This window comes from Finegoldia magna ATCC 29328, from assembly GCF_000010185.1.
Lineage (GTDB): Bacteria > Bacillota > Clostridia > Tissierellales > Peptoniphilaceae > Finegoldia > Finegoldia magna_H.
On record NC_010376.1, the window covers coordinates 1 to 20749 of the forward strand.

Genomic DNA, 20749 nt, shown 5'->3' on the forward strand with positions numbered 1-20749 from the left:
CATTTTGGGGATAAGTTTTTTAAACCACGAAACCATTTATCAAAAATTTCAATAAATTTGTAATAAAAGATATGATTTGCTATAATTAAAGTATCAAAAAGTATGAAAAGTACGCATTTATTAACAAATTGTGGATAAGTTGTGGATAATATGTGAATTCTTGTTTCAAAACTTAACGAATTTGCTGTATATTCTAATTTAATATCCACAATTATTTTTCTATAAAACATTGTGGATAAGTTGTGCAAATGTGAATAAATTATAAATTTTTTTTGTTTAATTTGAAAAATAGCTATTTATTTCATGTGGATAACTTATCATTTTGTGGATAAACTTGTTGATAACTAAAAAAACGAGGTGAAAAATGACCGACAAAGATGAACTCTGGTTAAAAATCTCTAACACATTTAAACAGGAAATGTCGGATTTGAACTTCAACACGTGGATTGCACCATTAAAACCTCTTTATTTAACAAATACTGAATTTATTTTGCTTTCTCCAAATAGATTTACCAAAAAAACAATCTATAACAAATACTACGACGATATTCAAAAATACTTGGATTTCATCAGTAATGTCAAGAGAAAAGTAGTCATCATAGACCGTTACGAAATGGATAACTACAAAGACGAAAATATAATTCAAAACCAAAATATTGATGGTCAACGATCAATTCTAGTAAATGAAGATGAATCTGAGGAAAAATACAAGATTGAAGATCCTGTAGCAACCCAACCAGAACAAACACAAGAACAGGCAGAAGAACAAACAGATTTTAGCCCTTACGGCAAGAATTTAATCGCCAAATACAAATTCGATACATTTGTAAAAGGCAAAAACAACGAACTAGCATTAGCTGCAGCACTTGCAGTCGCACAAAACCCAGCCACAGCATACAATCCATTGTTTATCCATGGAAAAGCCGGATTGGGGAAGACTCACTTGATGCATGCCATTGCTCACGAAATACTTAAAAACAACCCAAAAGCGAGGGTTATTTACACTACGAGTGAATCATTTACAAACGAGCTTATTTCTTCAATTGGAGATAAATCTACGAAAAAGAATTCACAATTTAGACAAAAATACCGAAATATAGACGTGCTTCTAATTGACGATATTCAATTTATTGCTGGAAAACAAGGTACACAAGAGGAGTTTTTCCACACATTCAATGAATTGTACAACCACAACAAGCAAATCATCCTTTCCAGTGATAGACCTCCAAAAGAGATCAAAACATTGGAAGAGAGGTTGGTGTCTCGTTTTGAGTGGGGATTGATGGCAGACATTCAACCACCAGATTACGAAACGCGTGTGGCCATTGTAAACGAGTATTTGGATAGAAATAATACATCACTTCCACCTGAAATAATCGATTATATCGCTATGAATGTCAAAAGCAATATTCGTGAGTTGGAAGGGGCAGTAATGAATGTTGTAGGTCAGAAAACTCTGATAGGAGATGGCAACATTACATTGGATTTGGCGAAAAACGTATTAAAACAACTTATCGCCGAAACTCAATTGAGACCTGTAACTATAGATTTAATCATTGAGTGCGTGTGTGATAGATACAATGTCACTTTAGATGATCTTTTATCCAAGAAACGCTCCAAACAAATAGCATATCCAAGGCAAATAGCAATGTATGTGTCCAGAAAATTGTTGGATATTTCGTTGGTTAGTATTGCTTCAAGTTTTGGCAAGGATCACTCAACAGTTATGCATGGAATCAAGAAAATTGAGAGTGATATCAAGAAAAATTCAGAATTTGACGAAGAAATTGAAAATCTAATCAATTACATTCAAAATTCTTAATATATTAAACTTAAAAATTGTGGATAAGTGTATTTTAAAGTTTTCTATCCACATTTTAATATTAATAACTATGTGGATAAGTTGTTGATAACTTTAAAGTGTTAAACTAAAATTGTGAAAAGTTGATAATGTTGATAACAGCACAGTTTGTGCCAATGATATACACACCTTTATCAATAGACAAAACACCACAAATTACAAACAAACTTGAGTTATCCACAATACAAACAGCCCTACTACTACTATTACTAACTATTATTATTATTTGTATAAACGAAAGGTAAAATATGAAATTAAAAATATCTCAAAAAGAATTACTAAAACATATCAACATTGCCCAAAAAGCGGTGTCATCTAGGACAACTATTCAGATATTAGAGGGAATTTTGTTCATTGCAGAAGAAAACTGTCTACGCCTTGTGGCGACTGATTTGGAACTTATCGTGGATACGAGAGCAAATTGTGAAATCTACGAAAAAGGACAAATTGTAATCAACTCGTCAATGATAGGTAATATAATAAGAAAACTTCCAGACGCCGATATATATATAGAAGTTGACGATAATAACATCAATATCAAATGTTTGTCTACGGAATTTAACATTCAAGGTCAAGATTCCAACGAATTTCCATCTCTTCCTTATATAGATAAGGATGTTAAATTGACTTTGGAACAATCTGAACTTAGAGATTCTATCAGAAAAACATCATTTGCTACGAGTATGGACCAAACAAGGCCGGATTTGACTGGTGTTTTGTTCAATATTATGAATGATAGAATCGAGTTTGTGGCATTGGATGGTTACAGAGTTTCACTTGATTGTTTGAGTAATGTGAGTGAATTCGAAATGAAGGCCATTGTTCCTGCGAGAGCTTTGAATGAAGTCTACAAGATTTTGGAAGAAGGGGAAATCACTCTTAACATTATTACTGGAAATATTATTTTCAAATTGGAAAACACTGATGTTTATTCTAGACTAATCGATGGTCAATACATCGACTACAATCAAGTTATGAAACAAGATTTCTCAACTGTTGTTACTATAGAAAAGAGAGCTTTGCAAATGGCATTGGAAAGAGCGTCTTTGATGGCAAAAGAAGACAAGGCAAACTTGGTTAAGCTTGATTTCTCGGGAAATGAATTGCACATTTCATCTAATACTGATATTGGTAAGGTGGATGAGTATGTGAAGTGCGAAATCGGTGGAGAGGATTTGAGGATAGCTTTTAATGCGAAGTATTTGTTGGATGGGTTGAAGGTAATAGATGATGACGATATTACATTGAATATGAGTGGAAGTTTGAGACCGATGGTTTTCAAGCCACTTAACGATACGAATTACACTTATCTTGTCCTTCCAGTAAAACTTGCAGGAGGTAATAATGATTAGTGTCAAAATAGAATCTGAGTTTATTAAATTGGAACAGTTTCTAAAATTCGCATCCATCGCACAAACTGGTGGCATGGCGAAAGAACTCATAAAAGAATCGTTGGTTAAGGTAAATGACGAGGTTGAAACAAGACGCGGCAAGAAACTTTATCCAGGAGATGTTGTGGAATTTGAAGGAGAGAAGTACGTAGTCGAATAATGATCGTTCAAAAATTAAAATTATATAATTACAGGAATTTCTGTGAAATAGAATTGGATTTTTGTGATGGTCTAAATCTTATTGTAGGCAGAAATGCCTCGGGTAAGACTAATATTTTGGAAGCTATTAATGTAGCTTTGAAGGGAAAAAGTTTCAAAACCAATACCAATTCTCATTTGATTAAGTTCGGTGAAGATGAGGCTCGTATTGTCATGGATGTCTACGATGATGGTTTTGAGGATAAGATAGATATTACTATTAAAAGTAACGAAAAGATACTCAATGTGAACGAAGCTTTTGTGAATACTATCAAAGAATACAACGAATATTTTGAGTGTATTGTGTTTAAGCCAGACGATTTGAAGATAATTAAAGAGTCGAAATCGTTGAGAAGAAAATTCTTGGATGAGTCCATAAGTGGTGTGGACAATTATTACAGGACTGTTTTGAAACAATACAATCAAGTGTTGGATGAGAGAAACAAGCTCATCAAAAACCACAGATACAATTCGTATTTTAATGAGCAGTTGAAGGCGTTGAATATTCAATTATCAGATTTTGGTTCATACATTATGCACAAGAGAAAAAGTTATGTCGAAAGACTTCATCTTATCGCAAAAAATGTGTGCAAGAATTTGAGTGATGAGAATGACGATTTGTACATGGAAAATAAATTTTCGATTAGATATGTAGAGGATATGACTGATCAAAAAAACACTTATTACAAGAGTTTGAGAGATATTTTGGAAAAGGACTTGGAAAATAAGCAAACTAATTTAGGTATCCATCGTGATGATTTGGATATTTTAATCAACGACAAACAGGCTAAGTTTTTTGCATCTCAGGCTCAGGTGAGAACTGCTATTTTATCGATGAAGCTTGCGCAATTGGATTTGAGTAGATTTTATAATGATAGAATGCCAATTATTTTGTTGGATGATGTGTTCAGTGAACTTGACGATTACAGAATCAACTACATCATCAGATATATCAAGGATTTCCAAGCTTTTCTGACTACATCAGAAAGAGCACCAGAAGGTTTGTACACGATAAAAATAGGTGAATGATATGTATTTGGATATTGGCAACAACACATTAATTGATGAAAAAGAGATTATAGCTGTGGTTAATGTTTCGGACAAATTCTTCACAGATTTCAAGAAGGATGATTTGGATTATACGAAAAACGTGGAATTTGTGAATGAGGATGAGAGCATTACTATAAGGTCTATAGTCATAACTAATAGAGGAGTTTACAAGTCAAATATCAGTGGCAATTATTTGATGAATAACTTTATGAAAGGAATATAATGAAGAAAAATAGAGAATATACTGCAGATCAGATTACAGTATTAGAAGGATTGGAACCGGTTCGTGTCAGACCAGGGATGTATATCGGTTCTACAGATGAAAAAGGTCTACACCATTTGGTTTACGAAGTAGTCGACAACTCGATTGACGAGGCGTTGGCTGGCGTGTGTGATTTGATTAAGGTTACTATTAAAAAAGACAATTCCATTATCGTAGAAGATGACGGTTCTGGTATTCCTGTTGAAACACACCCAAAAACAGGTAAATCAACTCTTGAAACTGTACTTACAGTGCTTCACGCAGGTGGTAAATTTTCAAACGATGCTTATCAATACTCAGGTGGTCTTCACGGAGTTGGGGTAAGTTGTGTAAATGCTTTAAGTACATACCTTATTGCCAGAGTAAAAAGAGACGGCAAGATGTATGAGCAAAGATTTGAAAAAGGAAAAACTGTAACAGGACTTACTGTTGTAAAAGAAAATGTCAGAGGAACTGGAACTACGATTGAATTCATGCCGGATGATACGATTTTTGAAACGTTGAATTTCGACAAGAATGTTCTTGCAAAAAGATTCAGAGAAATGGCGTTTTTGAATAAGGGCGTGAAGATTGAATTTTCTGATGAAAGAGACGGCTACAAGGAATTGTTCCACTACGAAGGTGGTATCAAATCATTTGTAGAATACATCAACAAATCGAAAAAGCCTTTGGATCACGAGGTAATGTATATCGAAGGAGAAAAGGACACTACAAAAGTTGAAATAGCTATGCAATACACTGAAAGCTACAACGAAACGATAGTTTCCTTTACTAACAACATCAAAACAGTTGACGGCGGAACGCATGTTGTAGGATTCAAATCCGCACTTACGCGTGCACTTAACGATTATGCAAGAAACAAAAATATATTAAAAGAAAAAGACGATAATTTGTCTGGAGATGATGTCAGAGAAGGTATCACTGCGGTTGTTTCAGTAAAACTAAACAATCCACAATTCGAAGGACAAACTAAAGGAAAATTGGGTAACTCAGAAGCTAGAACTGTTGTAGACAGCGTTGTGTATGAGCATTTGAGTTTTTATTTTGAAGAAAATCCAAAAATCGTCAGAACAATTATCCAAAAAGCATTGGCATCACAAAAAGCAAGACTTGCAGCCAGACGTGCGAGGGATTTGGTTCGTAAAAAATCAGTGCTTGACAATACGACACTTCCTGGAAAACTTGCCGACTGCCAAAGCTCAGACATCGAATACAACGAAATCTTCCTTGTCGAAGGGGATTCTGCCGGTGGTTCTGCAAAAGGTGGCAGGGACAACAAATTCCAAGCTATTTTGCCATTGAGAGGTAAAATCTTGAATGTAGAAAAAGCTCACCTTGAAAGAGTTCTAAATTCAGAAGAAATCAAAGCGATGATTACTGCATTTGGAACGGGAATCGGCAAGAACTTCGACATCAGTAAACTTCGTTACGGAAAAATCGTAATAATGACCGATGCCGACGTCGACGGAGCGCATATTAGAACTCTATTACTTACATTCTTGTACAGATTTATGAAGCCATTAGTGGAAAAAGGTCACGTATACATCGCACAACCACCACTTTACGGAATCATCAAAGGTGTTAAGGTAATGGAATATTGCTACACAGAACAAGAATTGGAAGAAGCGTTGGAAAAATACGGTGAAAGAAGTAACATCAAAGTTCAAAGATACAAAGGTCTTGGTGAAATGAACGCAGAACAATTGTGGGATACTACAATGAATCCTGAACACAGAATTCTTATCAAAGTTGAAATCGACGGTGAAGACGAGAACGAACTTGACAACACATTCGATGTTTTGATGGGAGACAATGTAGAACCAAGAAGAGAATTTATAGAACAAAACGCTGTTTATGCACAAAACATTGACGCTTAGGAGAATAATATGACAGAAAGAAAACTCAATATAAAACCAGCTGATTTGAAAAGAGAAATGGAAAGTGCATATTTGGATTATTCTATGAGTGTAATTGTATCTCGTGCGCTTCCAGATGTAAGAGACGGATTGAAACCTGTTCACAGACGTATAATTTACGGAATGCAACAACAAGGATTGTTCCCAGATAGAAAATACTCCAAGTCCGCAAGACTTGTAGGGGAAGTAATGGGTAAATATCACCCTCACGGTGACAGTGCAATCTACGATGCAGTTGTAAGACTTGCACAAGATTTCAACATGAGATATCCACTTGTAGATGGTCAAGGTAACTTCGGTTCAATCGATGGTGACGGAGCTGCGGCACCTCGTTACACGGAGTTACGTATGGACAAACTTGCACTTGAAATGTTGCGTGACATCAACAAAGACACTGTTGATTTCCAAGACAACTACGACGGTGAAGAACAAGAACCAGTTGTACTTCCATCAAGATTTCCAAATTTAATCGTAAATGGATCCAGTGGTATCGCTGTTGGTATGGCGACAAATATGGCTCCACACAATTTGGGAGAAACAATTGATGCGCTAATAGCAACGATTGACAATCCAAATATAACAATTGAAGAATTGATGAAATACATCAAGGCTCCTGATTTTCCGACAGGTGGAAACATCATGGGACTTGAAGAAGTCAAGAACGCATACACAACAGGACGTGGAAAAGTTAGACTAAGAGCAGAAGCTAGAATCGAGGAATCAAAGGGCAGATTCAAAATCATCGTCACAGAAATTCCTTACCAAGTCAACAAATCCAATTTAATCAAAAAAATCGCAGATCTTGTAAAACAAAAGAAAATAGAAGGCATCAGCGATTTGAGAGATGAATCAGACAGAAAAGGTATGAGAATTGTCATCGAAACAAAAAGAGATGCCAATCCAAATATCGTGCTTAACAATTTGTACAAATACACTCAAATGCAAACTACATTTGGGATAATTAACCTTGCCCTTGTAAATGGCGTTCCAAAAGTTTTGACATTGAAACAATTAATCGACCATTATCTTGTTCACCAAGAAATAGTCGTTAGAAGAAGAACGCAATTCGATTTGAACAAGGCGAAGGCGAGAATTCATATTGTTGAAGGATTGTTAAAAGCAATCGACAATATCGATGAAATTATCCACATTATCAGAACAAGTTATGATGATGCGCTCGAAAAATTGATGGAAAGATTTGGTTTTTCAGAAATCCAAGCACAAGCAATCTTGGACATGAGACTTAAAAGATTACAAGGTTTGGAAAAAGAAAAACTACAAAATGAATTTGACGAATTGAGCGCTTTGATTGAAAAATTGACAGAAATTTTGAATAACAGACACATGTTGTTAGAAATAATCAAAGACGAATTATCAGAAATTAGAACAAAATACGCAGACGATAGAAGAACTAAAATTCTACGAGATGACGGAGATTTTGAAGACATGGAACTTTTGGAAGAAGAAGACATGTTCATCACTATCACTAACAAAGGCTACATCAAACGAATTTCAACTGATGCATACAAGGTTCAACACAGAGGTGGCCGAGGCGTGAATGCTATGGGAATGAAAGACGGAGATTTCATCAAAGATATGTTCGCAACTACAACTCACCAAGATTTGTTGTTCTTCACTAATAAAGGAAAAGTTTACTCACTAAAAGCTTACGAAGTGCCAGAAGCAAGCCGTACAGCGAGAGGTTCCAACATCATCAATCTTATCCAAATAGATGCTGACGAAAATGTTACACAAGTTTTGGCATTGGATAAGGAAAAAGAAAACGACCAATTTATAATATTTATCACTAAAAAAGGCAAAGTGAAGAAGACTTCGTTGAGTTTGTACGAAAATATCAGAAAAACTGGTATCATAGCTATCAAATTCGATGAGGGCGACGAGCTTATCGATGTGAAACTTGTCGAAAAGAATGAAGAAGTAATTATCGTCACTAAAAAAGGAATGAGTTTGCAATTTAATGTGGATCAATTGAGAGATTTATCGAGAAATGCCATCGGAGTAAAGGCTATTACTCTTAACAAAGACGATGAGGTTATTTCATTTGATTTGGTAAAAGACAATGAATTCTTGGCAGTTATCAGTGAAAATGGTTACGGTAAGAAGACTGAACTATCCAACTACACTACTCAAAATAGAGGTGGAAAAGGTATCAGAACTTACAAGATCGCCAAGAAAACAGGAGATGTAGCGTGTGCGAAGGCATTGAAAAAAGACGACGAGATTCTTTTGATTAGCAAACAAGCTGAGGTTATCAGAATAAAAGCAGAAGGAATATCTACACTTTCAAGAAATACATCTGGGGTATTGTTGAAAAATACAGATAAGGGCGAAGATGCAATAGTAGCTGTAGCTAAATATTTTGAAGAATAAGGAGAAAATTATGCAATTAAATTACGATATAGTCACAAAAGACGAGATAATTGTGCGTGTTCAAGGTGATTTGGACATCAATACTTGTGACGAATTCAGAGATGATTTATTGGAAGAATACAACAAAAATCCGAAAGACATCAGAATAGAAGCGACAGATCTTTCATTTATAGATTCAACTGGATTGGGTGCGTTGATTAAAGTGTACAACGAAATCAAAGATAACAACCACAAAATCTACATTGATAACATCAAAAAACACGTCAACAAAGTGTTCACTATAACTGAAATGGACAAGATTTTCGTAATAAAGGAGATATAATGGAAGAATTCAGATTAAGTTTTCAAAATGAAAAAGAAAATGTATCTCTTATAAGACTTTCAGCATCTTTCGTTGCGATGAAATGTGGGTTTTCACTAGATGATATTGAAGATATCAAATTGTGTGCTAGTGAGTGCTTGAATTTGCAGAGAAATAGATCCGAAATCATCGACTGCACGATGATTATTGACGATGAATCTCTAAGTTTAATTTTCAAATTAGACGGAAAAAATCCACGTGAAAACAACGAAAAGGATAAAATATCAGAAATGATTATCCAATCATTAATGGATGAATACGAAATCAATGGAAGTGAGATAAAAGTTATCAAGAATAGGAAATAATATTATGGCGAATAAATCAATTAGTAAAGAAGAACAGGAAAATATTAAAGAATTATTCTTGAAATTCCAAGAAACACGAGACAAGAAAACAAGGGATACTCTCGTGGAAAAAAACCTGTATATCGCTGAAATATTAGCAAAAAAATACACAGGAAGGGGAATCGAATACGATGATTTGTACCAAGTCGCATGTATCGGACTGATTTATGCGATTGACCGCTACGATCCATCAAAAGGCTACGAGTTCTCCTCTTATGCAACTCCTACAATCGTCGGAGAAATCAAAAAATATTTCAGAGACAAAGGCTGGGTCATCAGAGTTCCACGCAGAATTCAAGAGCTCAACAAAAAAGTTGCGACAGCCAAGGTTCATTTGTCACAAACAATGCAAAAATCTCCAACAGTTGAAGACATCGCAGATTATCTGTCGATATCAAACGAAGAAGTGTTGGAAGTGTTGGAAGGAGCGAAGGTCTACGCCCCACAATCATTGGATCAATCGATCGATCAATCAAATGAAGACAGGGAAACTAATCTTAGCGATTTGATTGGAGAAGAAGACAAGGACATGCTGAAGTTCGAAAACAGAGATTTAATCAACAGATGCATGCAAGATTTGAACAAAGTTGAAAGGAAAATTCTTCTGGGAAGATATTTTGACAAGAAAACACAAATCGTAATCGCAGAGGAATTGGATATTTCGCAAATGACTGTCAGCAGAATGGAGAAGAAAATTCTGAAAAAATTCAAGGCTGCACTCAAGGAGCAACTAGAATTTTAAATGGAAATATTGAGATTTGAAAATGTTAAATTCATCAAGGAATACGATGATTTTACTATAAATAAAAACGAAATAGTTTTTATTGTGGGAAAGAGTGGAAGCGGAAAGTCCACTCTTCTCAAACTTATCAATAACACTTTACAGATGAAATCGGGAAGCATTTTCTACAAAGATACGAATATTTTGAACATCAAGCCTGTTGAATTGAGAAGAAACATCATGATGACTTCCCAAGAAAATTTCTTGTTCGACATGACAATAAAAGAAAATTTCCATGAGTTTTATAAACTGCGAGATTTGGAAAACTTAACAGACGATGAGATTGTGAAATTTCTTAAAATCGCAGATTTCGATGTCGATGTAAACCTCGATGTTGAGAAACTTTCCGGCGGGGAAAAGCAAAGAGTGTTCTTGGCAATTGCTCTTAGCATGAGACCTGAGGTTTTGTTATTGGATGAGCCGACAAGCGCATTGGATAGCAATACTGCTTTTAATATGATGAAAAATATCGTGGATTATTGTAAACACAATGATATTACTCTTGTAGTTGTGAGTCACGCGAGAAATTTGGTGGATGAATTTGCAGACAAAACAATAGATTTAGGAGATTGAAATGGGAATAATTAAAATACCATGGACGAGGTTTTTGTTAATTTATCTGCTTTTGTTGTTTGTGTTATTCGTAATGAAAAAATGCCGCATAAACAAAGCGAAAACACTGATAATAGCGAGTTTTCGAATGACTGTGCAACTTATTATCGTAGGTTTCATCCTAACTTATGTTATAAATGCGAACAACAATTTATTTGTAATAATTTACATATTGATAATGGCGACATTCAGCACTTTAAAAGTATTCAAAGGCAATAATTTATCGGACAAATTCAAGGTGATTATAGGACTTAGTATATTATTTTCGGGAATTCTCGTGGAGTGTTTCTACGTTGGATTTGTCATCAGAAAACCGATTTTCGATGCACAATACGCGATTCCAATTTCTGGAATGCTTTTCGGAAATACGATGACGGCTGTGAATTTGGGAGTCAATTACTTAAACGAAAATTTGAAACTGAACAAAAACAAAATCACAACGCTGATTAATTTGGGAGTAAAGGCAGATACAGCTTTAATTCCAATCGTAAATCAATCCGTAGAAATGGCGATACTACCGAATTTGAACAGTATGATTGCGATGGGAATTATAAGTCTTCCTGGAATGATGACAGGACAAATCCTATCCGGAGTTAGCCCGAACACTGCGATAATTTATCAGATTTCTGTGATGATTGCAATCTGTGCGAGCGTTAACATTGCAAGTTTCTTGTCGCTTTATCTAGGATACAAAAGTTTGATTAACAATAGAGAACAAATAAATTTTGAATTGTAATTGGAGGAAAAAATGAGAATTGAAAGGGATTCTATCGGAGAAATCGAAGTAAATGACGATGTGTTGTGGGGAGCACAAACTCAAAGAAGTTTCAACAATTTTAAAATTGGAACAGAAAAAATGCCACTTGAAGTTATCAAAGCACTTACAAGATTAAAAAAAGCGTGTGCGATTTCAAACAACAAATTGGAAAAATTATCAGACGAAAAGAAGGATTTGATTGTGGGTGCGTGTGATGAAATCTTGGATCACCAACACGACAATGAATTTCCACTTGCTGTGTGGCAAACTGGATCTGGAACGCAATCCAACATGAATGTGAACGAAGTCATCGCTCACATCGCAAACAAAAAGTATGGAGAAAACATCATTCATCCAAACGATGATGTGAACAAATCCCAAAGTTCCAACGATACATTTCCATCTGCAATCCACATTGCATTAAAACACATGATTGATTCTGAATTAATCGCAGAACTTGAAAACACTGAAAAAGTCTTGGAAAAATTGATGGAAGAAAACAAAGACATCATAAAAATCGGACGTACACATTTGCAAGATGCAGTGCCACTAAGATTGTCACAAGAAATATCCGGATGGCTTTTCATGATTAAAAAAGGAAAACAACACATCATTGAAGCAAGCAAAGCATTGAATGAACTTGCAATTGGAGCAACAGCTGTGGGAACTGGACTCAACGCAGTTAAAGGATTCGACCAAATGGTAGTAGATGAAATCAACAAACAAACAAACGGAAAATTCGTCACTGCAGAAAACAAATTCCATGCACTAACATCAAAAGATGCAATAAGCTTTACTCATGGAGCAATCACAGCCCTTGCCAATAATTTGATGAAAATTGCAAATGATGTGAGATTTTTGGCGAGTGGGCCTAGATGTGGAATAGGAGAATTGTCAATTCCTGCAAATGAACCAGGATCATCAATCATGCCTGGCAAAGTAAATCCAACACAAGCAGAAGCATTGACAATGGTTTGTGTGCAAATAATGGGCAACAACACGACAATTCAAGTCGCAGCAAGCCAAGGAAACTACGAACTCAACGTCTACATGCCTGTGATTATTTACAACGCATTGCAATCTGTAAGATTAATCAAAGACGCTACGAAATCTTTTACGGACAATTGTCTTCGAGGACTCAAAGCAAACAGAGAAGTCATCGATTATTATTTGAACAATTCGTTGATGCTAGTCACAGCTCTTAACACGAAAATTGGATACGACAAAGCAAGTACCATCGCAAAATACGCGCACAAAAACAACACAACATTAAAACAAGCAGCGCTCGATTTGGAAATTCTGACAGAAGAAGAATTTGACGAATACGTCGACCCTACTAAAATGTGTTAGAAAAAAATATTTTATATTGAAAAATATTAGTACAAAATATATAATAGGTGTGAGGGTAATGGGGGGAGAATATGAAAAAGAAATTAACGATATATGTGCTAGCAGTGATGATGTTTCTGATGCAAATTGGATACAACATAAGCTACGGTCAAACAGAAAATAATATAATGTTGGCAAGTACACAAATATTGCCACAAGCGGGAATAGACAACGAGCATATTTTAATAAGCATCGCTTGTTTAATCGTAATTACTGGTGCATTTTTTGTGTTTTTTAAGAAAAGAGAAAAGAAGTAAGGAATTGCTAATATATAAATTTACGCAGTTAAGCATATTGAACATATGCTTAACTGTTTTTTTATCTACAAATGTAGTTTCGGTTCGAAATTAAAAAAATCATCAAGCACGAATATCTAGACTACGAAAATAAATAAATCCTAAGCTCATAAGCCTAAAATCGCAAACTCGCTATCGCTCAAACAGTGCGATTTCTTGACGGCTTATTTCACTTGGATTTATAGTTATTTTCTCCGTATGATATTCTTAGCTTTGGATGATTTTTTTATTTGCCAAGGAATTTTATATAAATTTGGCAAGGGTTCCATTGATCCCATAAATCTGGGAATACTTCTAGTTTTTTATAGCCCATGGCTTGGTAAAAGCTGTTGGTTATGTCGTATTCTTGGTAGTGGCCTGTTTCTACTGTTTTTACTTGGGAATAGGTGTATCCTAGTTTTCTAGCTAAATTTTCATAGGCTTCATTTAATTTTTTGCCTAGTCCTTGACGGTGGAATTTCTTTTTGATTCCCATTACAAATATATCCGCACAATCTGGGCTTGTATTATTTAAAACGACAAAACCAACGGGATTTTCTTCTAGAAAACACGCTATAAATGGTTTGTTTTGCGAATCTACGATATATTCTTCGGTGCTTTCTGGCATGCCGAACCATTCTGGCAAGTCATTCAAGATTTCTCTTGATATTTTTTCTTTTTCTTTTTTATTTTGTATTTCTTTAATAATAAATTCCATATTTTTCATTTCCTTTTCATTTATATTGTTTCAGTGTGTAAAACAAAAAATCATCAAGCACGAATATCTATACTCCGTATGATATTCTTAGCTTTAGATGATTTTTTCATTTTACAAATAGTCTATTAAATTTTCTTCTGATATATCTATTGGGTCGTCATGGTAGAATACTTTGATGATCATGTCTTCTGTGATTTCCCAGATGTTTCCTTGGACTTGGAATATGTTCCAATTATCTATGTCGAATATTTTTTTATAGCTTTCATATATTTTTTTGTATTCTTCAGGATACAAATATCTATAATCTTCGGAGCCTATTATAAATGGGTTGGGCATTCTATGGTCTTTCAAGTATTTGTAGTATTGTTTCAAATCGTCTTCATCTGTTGGGACGTAATGATTGTTGAGGACGTAGTCCCATTTTGATCCGTCAAGATAGACTATCTTTTCTGCAGGAACTTTTAAACAATATGCTACGGAGTTTTCGTCTGGTCTCATGCAGTTTCTGTTACTGACTGAACACCAAATCGGTAGTTTTACATCGTCTGGTTTGGGGACGATTGTTTCTGCTTGTTTGACGAAATACGTGTATTTTTCTCTGAAAAATTCGTAGATGTCTCCCAAGTGTTCACTTGCGTATTCCAATTTGTTGATGAATCTTTTTTCTTTTTTCAATACGTCTAGTGATCTTTTATCTTGCATTGTGTAGAGCATTACATATCCATTTGTTTCATTTGGATTTTTCATTTGTTTCATTTTTTGCTCCTTTCTGTTTCATGCATTATGATGAATGCAATGAGTATGACTACAGGAAGTATGAAGATTGATTTGGTAGAGAAAACAAACGATGTGAGTGTTCCGATTGTACATCCCATGATGAAAATCAAGATCGCAGCATATGTTGTAAATGATGCTTTGAGAAGATTTTTATCTTTTGTGTAGAAGTAGTCGATGAGTCTGTCGGTTGCTTTTTTCAAATTTCCTGTACACATTGTTGTCATCAAATCAACACCATTGAATCTTCTAAACGCTTCGATTTGCATTGCGCAGACGAATGATATTAAAAGGCATGCTAATTTGTTCAAATTTTCTGGTACAAATCCAACTAATGCTAGGATTATTCCTTCGAACACTATGATTACTTGTCTCCAATGTACGATTTTCATGTATTTGTATTTTTTCTCAAAAATTCTAACCAGAGTTGTTCCCAATATGAATGCGATAATAGGCATGATGTAGCGGGCTATTTTGTCCAAATTTCCGTAGCAAATATTTATCGAGAGTAACACGAGATTTCCTGTTTGTGCGAATGCGAACACTCCTCCACGAGTGATGTAGCTGTAGCTATCCAAGAATCCTCCGATTAGTGTTAGTATGAACATTATTTCTATACTTTCAGATTTTTGTGTCATTAAATCACCTGCTTATTTACTATATTATACCATTTTTTAATTTATAGAAAAAACCAATAAGATTACAACGTAGCCATCATCCTATCGTCAGTCGTTGCGCTACTACAATTTATAAAAACAACAAGCTCATCTTATTAGATGAGCTTATTTTGTTGGCAAAATAAACAAATTTAGTCCACAATATTGACACGTGTTTTATACGTGCTATTATAATTATGAAGTCTAACTATGACGTCAAAAACCTCAAGAGAGATAATAAAAATGCTCAAAAAAGATGGCTGGTATTTGGTTAGCGTCAATGGCAGTCATCACAAGTTTAAACATCCTGTGAAAAAAGGGATTGTAACTGTTGCGCATCCACAAAAAGATTTTACAACAAAAACTTTAAAGAGCATATACAAACAGGCTGGTTGGTAAACCAGCCACTATCTCTCGAAATTTAGGAGTGTGATATTATGAAAAATGATATTTTGTATCCAGTTGTAATGAGCAAGGAAGATGGTAGATATTTTGCTCAATGCTATGATTATGAAGAAATTTATGCAGAAGGAGATACAATCGAAGAAGCGTTGAAAAATATCAAAGAAGTTTTCGGATTAATTTTTTATGATTTTGAAGAAGATGAATACAAGAAAGCTTCTAATATAGAAGATATAATGAAAGAACTCAAAGAAGGAGAATTTGTTGTATATGTAAACGTGTGGTTACCTTACGAATTTTCGAAGGTAAAAGTTGTTAATACCAAAAAAACACTTACTATACCAAATCACTTGAACATGCTCGGACAATATAAAAATATTAATTTCTCAAAAATTCTCACTGAAGCACTAGAAAAAGAATTGAATGTGAAATAATACGACATCAATTTTACTACAATTTATAAAAGCAACAAGCTCATCTTATTAGATGAGCTTTTTTAGTGGTTAATTATTTCCAAGTATTTAAACATTTTTTATATTTAATATAATCAGCAAACGGCTTTCTTGCAAGGTAGTTGTGATTGTCGTACATGTTTTTTTCTTTTTTTAGTTTCATATCATAAGCAAAACAAAACATTTTGTTGTAGTTATTTTTCCTAGGATTCAAATAAACATTGGAGTACAAGAAATATCGGTACTCGTATTGTGTATTGGGATCATCTTTGAAATATATTGTAAAACGTGTAGTATTATCATTTGCATAATTATATTTTTCTATAGATTTGATGTTGGATCTGTCGGTTCCTTGTAAAGTGAGGACTTGGTCAAGTTTTTTGTTTGCGAAATAGCTTTGAATTGGATGATCAACAACCCACCACACAACATTGTAAATCACAAAAATACAGATCACAATTTTGATAAATTTGTATAATTTATTTTTCATATTCACCTCTTAATGCCATCCATCAGTGTATTTCATGTATTTTGCCTTTTTGAAATAGGTGTTTCCGATAGGACTTCCTGTAGCGTATTCGTAAATATCAACACTGATTTTGTTGGTATCTTCAAACAAATGCGTCAAATTAGACAAGCTAAAATGAGTCAAATGATAACTGTAACGGTATTCAACCAATGGATCATCCTTAAAAATCACATTAAATTCATGATTACCGGCTTTATAATCATAACTTGATGAAATTTTCAAAATATTATCTTTATTAGTTCCTTGCTGTTGCATAAAAGAATACAGCCTGTGTTTTCCACAAAAATATTGAACTGGATGATTAATAGTCCATCCGACAATTAAGTAGACGATTACAATTGTAAGTAGAATTTTGAATAACCTTTTCATAAATTTCACAACCTTTCTTGTGTTAATTACATTATACCCAAATTTTTCAAATCAGAATAGTAAAATCACACCCCCAAATGTATGTATAAATGAAAGGGGGAGTGAAAATGAAAAAATTAAAAATCACTTCATTAAACAATGTAGATGGAAAAAACAAGAAAACTTCCAAAACATTCAGCAATTTAGCATCAAATGTTACTGATGAAAAATTGAAAAACGCAGCAGATGCAATCAATTCATTGATTTCTGCATCTGAAAAACGCATATTTGTAGTAGAAGAAAAAGAACTTTAGGAGGTATTTAAATGCAAGAATATTTACAAATCAAGATAGGCAATGATTCAAATGAAACAATGACAATCAATTTAACAAACTATGATCGTGCAAAAACTGATGAACAAATCAAAAATGCAATGGATCAAATCTTACAAACAGAAGTATTCGCTGGTAAAACTGCTGCCTTCAACAAGAAAATCTCAGCAGATATCATAACTGTAGACAAGAAACCAATGAATATACAATAGGATTAACAAATGGACGAATTTTTAAGTTTTGTCGGTAACGTAGGCTTTCCCATTTCAGTGACAGCATTTCTTCTAATCAGAGTTGAATCCAGATTAGAAGATATCAAAATCTCCATTGAAAAGCTCAACGCTATTCTCACAAACTTTAACAGATAACCTTAATTTCATATATCATTTCCTAAAATTAAACCAACAAAACGGTAAGTCTCATACGAGATTTACCGTTTTTTATGTGCAATTGTTTGGAAATTAAAAAATTTTAAAAAATACTTGTGAATCATTATCAATTGGTGTATTATATTAGTTGTTGCAAATAATTTGCATTTAAGGAGGAGTTTATGATAAAAAAATTTAGAAAATTATTGGTGCTTTTGGCGCTAGTTTTGGTTTTTGTGACTGCTTGTAGCAAACAAGATTCAAAAACTCAAGACACAAAACAAGAAGATACGAACAAAACCAATGGAAAGAAGACAATTTATGCGACATTTTTTCCTGTAGCAGATTTGACGAAGATGATTGTACAAGACAAGATGGATGTCAAGACTATTATCAAGACGAACGAAGAGCCGCATTCATTCGAGCTTACGACAGATAATATGAAGGATATTTTAAAGGGAGATTTGGTTGTCTACAATGGCGCTGGAATGGAGTCTTTTGTTGATGATTTGAAAAAATCTATGAATGATGATGGAAAGTTTTTGGATTTATCTAAGGGGCTAACTTTGTTGGATTCTTCAAGTGAGGGTTCTGATATGAAAGCTATCAATCCACACACTTGGCTTTCAGTAAAGAATGCTGAAAAAATGTTGAATACTATTTATGAGAAGGTGTCTGCGATTGATCCAGAAAACGAAAATTTCTATAAGAAAAATTTAGAAGATTCCACAGCCAAATTTGATTTGTTGGATAAAAAATTCGAGCAAGAACTTTCTAAGGTAAAGAGCAAGGAGAAGTATTTCGTGGTTTCTCATGCTGCATTTAATTATTTGGCAGATGATTATGGTTTGAAACAAGTTGCTGTGACTGGTATTTCTCCAGAGGATGAACCTACTGCAAAACAACTCAAAACTATTGCTGATTTTGTGAAGGATAAGCATATTTCTACAATATTTTTTGAAGGAAAGGCTACACCAAAAGTTGCAGAGACTTTGGCAAAAAACACCAACACGAAAACATCTACTTTGCACACTATGGAAAATCTAGATGAAAATCAAGTTGCCAAGGGATATTTGAAGCTTATGGAAGAAAATCTAAAATCACTTGTGGAAGCTTTTAATGAGTAGTGATGTAATTTCTGTCAGTGATTTATCTTTTGCATACGACAAAAATCTGATTTTAGATAATGTGAATTTTTCCGTAAAAGAAGGAGATTTTGTCGCAATAGTTGGTGAGAATGGCGCTGGTAAGTCTACTTTGATGAATCTTATCTTGCACAATCTCAATAACTACGATGGAGAGATAAAACTTTTTGGTACAGATATAAAAGAGGATAATCATTTTAGAGATTTGGCGTATATTTCCCAAAATTCTGTTTTATCGTATAGGAATTTTCCGACTACGATTGAGGAAGCTGTGAAGATTCATTTGTCTTTTTTGAAGAAAAAGACTGATGCAAGTATATATTTAAAACAAGTGGGACTTTTTGAACACAGGAAGAAGGCATTGGATGAATTGTCTGGTGGACAACTTCAAAGGCTTGGAATTGTCTTGGCACTTATAAAAGATGCGAAGATTATTTTCTTGGACGAGCCTACAAGTGGTATAGACAAGAAGTTTGCAGATGAATTTTTCCAAAACTTGTCAACTCTCAAAAATCAAAACAAAACTGTTGTTGTGATAACTCATCAGCTTGATTTGGCGAAAAAATACATTGATTATGCTATTAAAATCAAAGATAAAAAGTCAATGATAATAAATAATAACGAGATTAGTCTGTGAGGAGAATATGGATATATTTGAATACGAATTTATGCAACGAGCATTTATCGTTGGAGGGTTGATAGCAATAATACTTCCTTGTATGGGACAGGTCGTTCTATTAAAAAGGCTATCGATGATTGGAGATACGCTTTCTCATTCATCACTTGCAGGACTAACTATTGGACTTGCATTGGGATTCAATCCACTGTTGGCGGCAATCATCGCCTGTGTTTTTGCAGGGCTGTCTATTGAAGTTATCAGAAATAGGTTGAAATCATATCAGGAAATATCAACGGTTATAATACTTGCGGCATCCATTGGTCTTGCAGGGATATTTTCATCCATGGTGAAAAACACCAACAGCATCTCATCGTATTTGTTTGGATCAATTGTAACCATAAGTGATGAAGAATTTTATTTGGTAATAGCTGTGTCAGCTTTCGTTTTGATTTCTTATAGTCTATTGTATAAGAGCTTGTACTTGAGTATTTTCGATCAGAAAGCCGCTAGCATATTAGGCATTAATATAAAATTTATAAATTTTTGCGTGACATTTTTGTCGGCAATAGCTATATCAATTTCAGCGAAAACAATAGGTTCCCTCATAGTGTCATCACTATTGGTATTACCGAGTATTAGCGCTATGCAATACACAAAAACTTACAAGAACACGTTAATCGTTTCAATAATATTTTCGGTTATTTTCGTGTATTTGGGTCTTTTCATATCGTATGCATTAAACCTTAGACCGGGATCTGTAATTGTATTGTTATCAGTCATTTGGTTGATAATTTCATTAATAATAAAGAGAAAATAGG

The 20749-nt window shown here is 34.1% G+C and carries 27 protein-coding genes; 22 read left to right on the top strand and 5 right to left on the bottom strand.

Annotated elements, in window-relative coordinates; translation table 11 throughout:
* Positions 1 to 364 precede the first annotated feature (364 nt).
* The 14 genes from dnaA to FMG_RS00070 all read left to right on the top strand — a co-directional run bounded on the left by dnaA (position 365) and on the right by FMG_RS00070 (position 13570).
* Positions 365 to 1822 (top strand): chromosomal replication initiator protein DnaA, encoded by a 1458-nt coding sequence (gene dnaA, locus FMG_RS00005; protein WP_002839867.1) that lies wholly within the window; start codon positions 365 to 367, stop codon positions 1820 to 1822.
* A gap of 287 nt (positions 1823 to 2109) precedes the next feature.
* The gene (gene dnaN, locus FMG_RS00010) at positions 2110 to 3213 is read left to right on the top strand and encodes a DNA polymerase III subunit beta (RefSeq protein ID WP_002837618.1); all 1104 of its coding nucleotides are present in this window, start codon (positions 2110 to 2112) and stop codon (positions 3211 to 3213) included.
* Complete coding sequence (gene yaaA / locus FMG_RS00015) at positions 3206 to 3412, top strand: S4 domain-containing protein YaaA (protein ID WP_002837593.1); 207 nt, start codon at positions 3206 to 3208, stop codon at positions 3410 to 3412. Before dnaN ends, yaaA begins: the two co-directional genes overlap by 8 nt.
* Positions 3412 to 4479 (top strand): DNA replication/repair protein RecF, encoded by a 1068-nt coding sequence (gene recF / locus FMG_RS00020; RefSeq protein WP_002839868.1) that lies wholly within the window; start codon positions 3412 to 3414, stop codon positions 4477 to 4479. The genes yaaA and recF overlap by 1 nt, the downstream gene beginning before the upstream one ends.
* A 1-nt stretch (position 4480) precedes the next feature.
* The gene (locus tag FMG_RS00025) at positions 4481 to 4723 is read left to right on the top strand and encodes a DUF370 domain-containing protein (RefSeq protein ID WP_041250564.1); all 243 of its coding nucleotides are present in this window, start codon (positions 4481 to 4483) and stop codon (positions 4721 to 4723) included.
* Positions 4723 to 6639, top strand: a complete 1917-nt coding sequence (gene gyrB / locus FMG_RS00030) for a DNA topoisomerase (ATP-hydrolyzing) subunit B (RefSeq protein WP_012290104.1) — start codon at positions 4723 to 4725, stop codon at positions 6637 to 6639. Before FMG_RS00025 ends, gyrB begins: the two co-directional genes overlap by 1 nt.
* Before the next feature lie 9 nt (positions 6640 to 6648).
* Positions 6649 to 9069, top strand: a complete 2421-nt coding sequence (gyrA, locus tag FMG_RS00035) for a DNA gyrase subunit A (protein ID WP_002840807.1) — start codon at positions 6649 to 6651, stop codon at positions 9067 to 9069.
* Positions 9070 to 9079: 10 nt separating this feature from the next.
* On the top strand, positions 9080 to 9391 hold the full coding sequence (locus tag FMG_RS00040; RefSeq protein ID WP_002837630.1) for an STAS domain-containing protein: 312 nt from the start codon (positions 9080 to 9082) through the stop codon (positions 9389 to 9391).
* Entirely contained in the window at positions 9391 to 9735 is a 345-nt protein-coding gene (locus FMG_RS00045) for an ATP-binding protein (protein WP_002837594.1), read from the top strand. Before FMG_RS00040 ends, FMG_RS00045 begins: the two co-directional genes overlap by 1 nt.
* 4 nt (positions 9736 to 9739) lie before the next feature.
* Positions 9740 to 10516 carry a SigB/SigF/SigG family RNA polymerase sigma factor gene (locus FMG_RS00050; protein ID WP_002837597.1) on the top strand — a complete coding sequence of 259 codons (777 nt, stop codon included), beginning with the start codon at positions 9740 to 9742 and terminating at the stop codon, positions 10514 to 10516.
* The gene (locus tag FMG_RS00055; RefSeq protein WP_002837606.1) at positions 10517 to 11128 is read left to right on the top strand and encodes an ABC transporter ATP-binding protein; all 612 of its coding nucleotides are present in this window, start codon (positions 10517 to 10519) and stop codon (positions 11126 to 11128) included. It abuts the gene before it with no gap.
* Position 11129: 1 nt separating this feature from the next.
* Positions 11130 to 11903, top strand: coding sequence for an ABC transporter permease (locus FMG_RS00060; RefSeq protein WP_002837591.1), 774 nt, complete (start codon positions 11130 to 11132; stop codon positions 11901 to 11903).
* 12 nt (positions 11904 to 11915) lie between these two features.
* Positions 11916 to 13274: a class II fumarate hydratase gene (gene fumC, locus FMG_RS00065; RefSeq protein WP_012290105.1), complete on the top strand. Its 1359-nt coding sequence runs from the start codon at positions 11916 to 11918 to the stop codon at positions 13272 to 13274.
* A 71-nt stretch (positions 13275 to 13345) separates the two neighbouring features.
* The gene (locus FMG_RS00070; RefSeq protein WP_227930493.1) at positions 13346 to 13570 is read left to right on the top strand and encodes an LPXTG cell wall anchor domain-containing protein; all 225 of its coding nucleotides are present in this window, start codon (positions 13346 to 13348) and stop codon (positions 13568 to 13570) included.
* Positions 13571 to 13835: 265 nt separating this feature from the next.
* Here the strand turns inward: FMG_RS00070 and FMG_RS00075 are convergent, their stop codons facing one another.
* The 3 genes from FMG_RS00075 to FMG_RS00085 all read right to left on the bottom strand — a co-directional run bounded on the left by FMG_RS00075 (position 13836) and on the right by FMG_RS00085 (position 15718).
* Positions 13836 to 14306, bottom strand: coding sequence for a GNAT family N-acetyltransferase (locus FMG_RS00075; RefSeq protein WP_012290107.1), 471 nt, complete (start codon positions 14304 to 14306; stop codon positions 13836 to 13838).
* A 111-nt stretch (positions 14307 to 14417) separates the two neighbouring features.
* Positions 14418 to 15062, bottom strand: coding sequence for a DUF3841 domain-containing protein (locus tag FMG_RS00080; protein ID WP_012290108.1), 645 nt, complete (start codon positions 15060 to 15062; stop codon positions 14418 to 14420).
* Positions 15059 to 15718 (bottom strand): YoaK family protein, encoded by a 660-nt coding sequence (locus tag FMG_RS00085; protein WP_002837584.1) that lies wholly within the window; start codon positions 15716 to 15718, stop codon positions 15059 to 15061. The genes FMG_RS00080 and FMG_RS00085 overlap by 4 nt, the downstream gene beginning before the upstream one ends.
* Positions 15719 to 15946: 228 nt before the next feature.
* Between FMG_RS00085 and FMG_RS00090 the strand changes: the two genes are divergently transcribed.
* Positions 15947 to 16135 carry a type II toxin-antitoxin system HicA family toxin gene (locus FMG_RS00090; protein WP_002835924.1) on the top strand — a complete coding sequence of 63 codons (189 nt, stop codon included), beginning with the start codon at positions 15947 to 15949 and terminating at the stop codon, positions 16133 to 16135.
* A gap of 38 nt (positions 16136 to 16173) precedes the next feature.
* Entirely contained in the window at positions 16174 to 16572 is a 399-nt protein-coding gene (locus FMG_RS00095; protein ID WP_012290109.1) for a type II toxin-antitoxin system HicB family antitoxin, read from the top strand.
* Positions 16573 to 16645: 73 nt separating this feature from the next.
* On the opposite strand, the gene FMG_RS00100 is transcribed toward FMG_RS00095, so the two are convergent.
* A complete protein-coding gene (locus tag FMG_RS00100) occupies positions 16646 to 17080 on the bottom strand; it encodes a DUF3139 domain-containing protein (RefSeq protein WP_002837615.1) in 435 nt (144 codons plus the stop codon).
* A 9-nt stretch (positions 17081 to 17089) separates the two neighbouring features.
* Positions 17090 to 17488, bottom strand: coding sequence for a DUF3139 domain-containing protein (locus tag FMG_RS00105; protein ID WP_012290110.1), 399 nt, complete (start codon positions 17486 to 17488; stop codon positions 17090 to 17092).
* Between the two features lie 107 nt (positions 17489 to 17595).
* Between FMG_RS00105 and FMG_RS00110 the strand changes: the two genes are divergently transcribed.
* The 6 genes from FMG_RS00110 to FMG_RS00130 all read left to right on the top strand — a co-directional run bounded on the left by FMG_RS00110 (position 17596) and on the right by FMG_RS00130 (position 20748).
* Entirely contained in the window at positions 17596 to 17781 is a 186-nt protein-coding gene (locus FMG_RS00110; RefSeq protein WP_002837608.1) for a hypothetical protein, read from the top strand.
* Between the two features lie 11 nt (positions 17782 to 17792).
* The gene (locus FMG_RS00115; protein ID WP_012290111.1) at positions 17793 to 18011 is read left to right on the top strand and encodes a DUF2922 domain-containing protein; all 219 of its coding nucleotides are present in this window, start codon (positions 17793 to 17795) and stop codon (positions 18009 to 18011) included.
* Between the two features lie 9 nt (positions 18012 to 18020).
* Positions 18021 to 18167, top strand: a complete 147-nt coding sequence (locus FMG_RS09560; RefSeq protein WP_002837622.1) for a YvrJ family protein — start codon at positions 18021 to 18023, stop codon at positions 18165 to 18167.
* 182 nt (positions 18168 to 18349) lie between these two features.
* Positions 18350 to 19294: a metal ABC transporter solute-binding protein, Zn/Mn family gene (locus FMG_RS00120; RefSeq protein WP_012290112.1), complete on the top strand. Its 945-nt coding sequence runs from the start codon at positions 18350 to 18352 to the stop codon at positions 19292 to 19294.
* Positions 19287 to 19949, top strand: a complete 663-nt coding sequence (locus tag FMG_RS00125) for a metal ABC transporter ATP-binding protein (RefSeq protein ID WP_002835915.1) — start codon at positions 19287 to 19289, stop codon at positions 19947 to 19949. The genes FMG_RS00120 and FMG_RS00125 overlap by 8 nt, the downstream gene beginning before the upstream one ends.
* A 7-nt stretch (positions 19950 to 19956) precedes the next feature.
* Positions 19957 to 20748, top strand: a complete 792-nt coding sequence (locus FMG_RS00130; protein ID WP_002840978.1) for a metal ABC transporter permease — start codon at positions 19957 to 19959, stop codon at positions 20746 to 20748.
* Position 20749 lies beyond the last annotated feature (1 nt).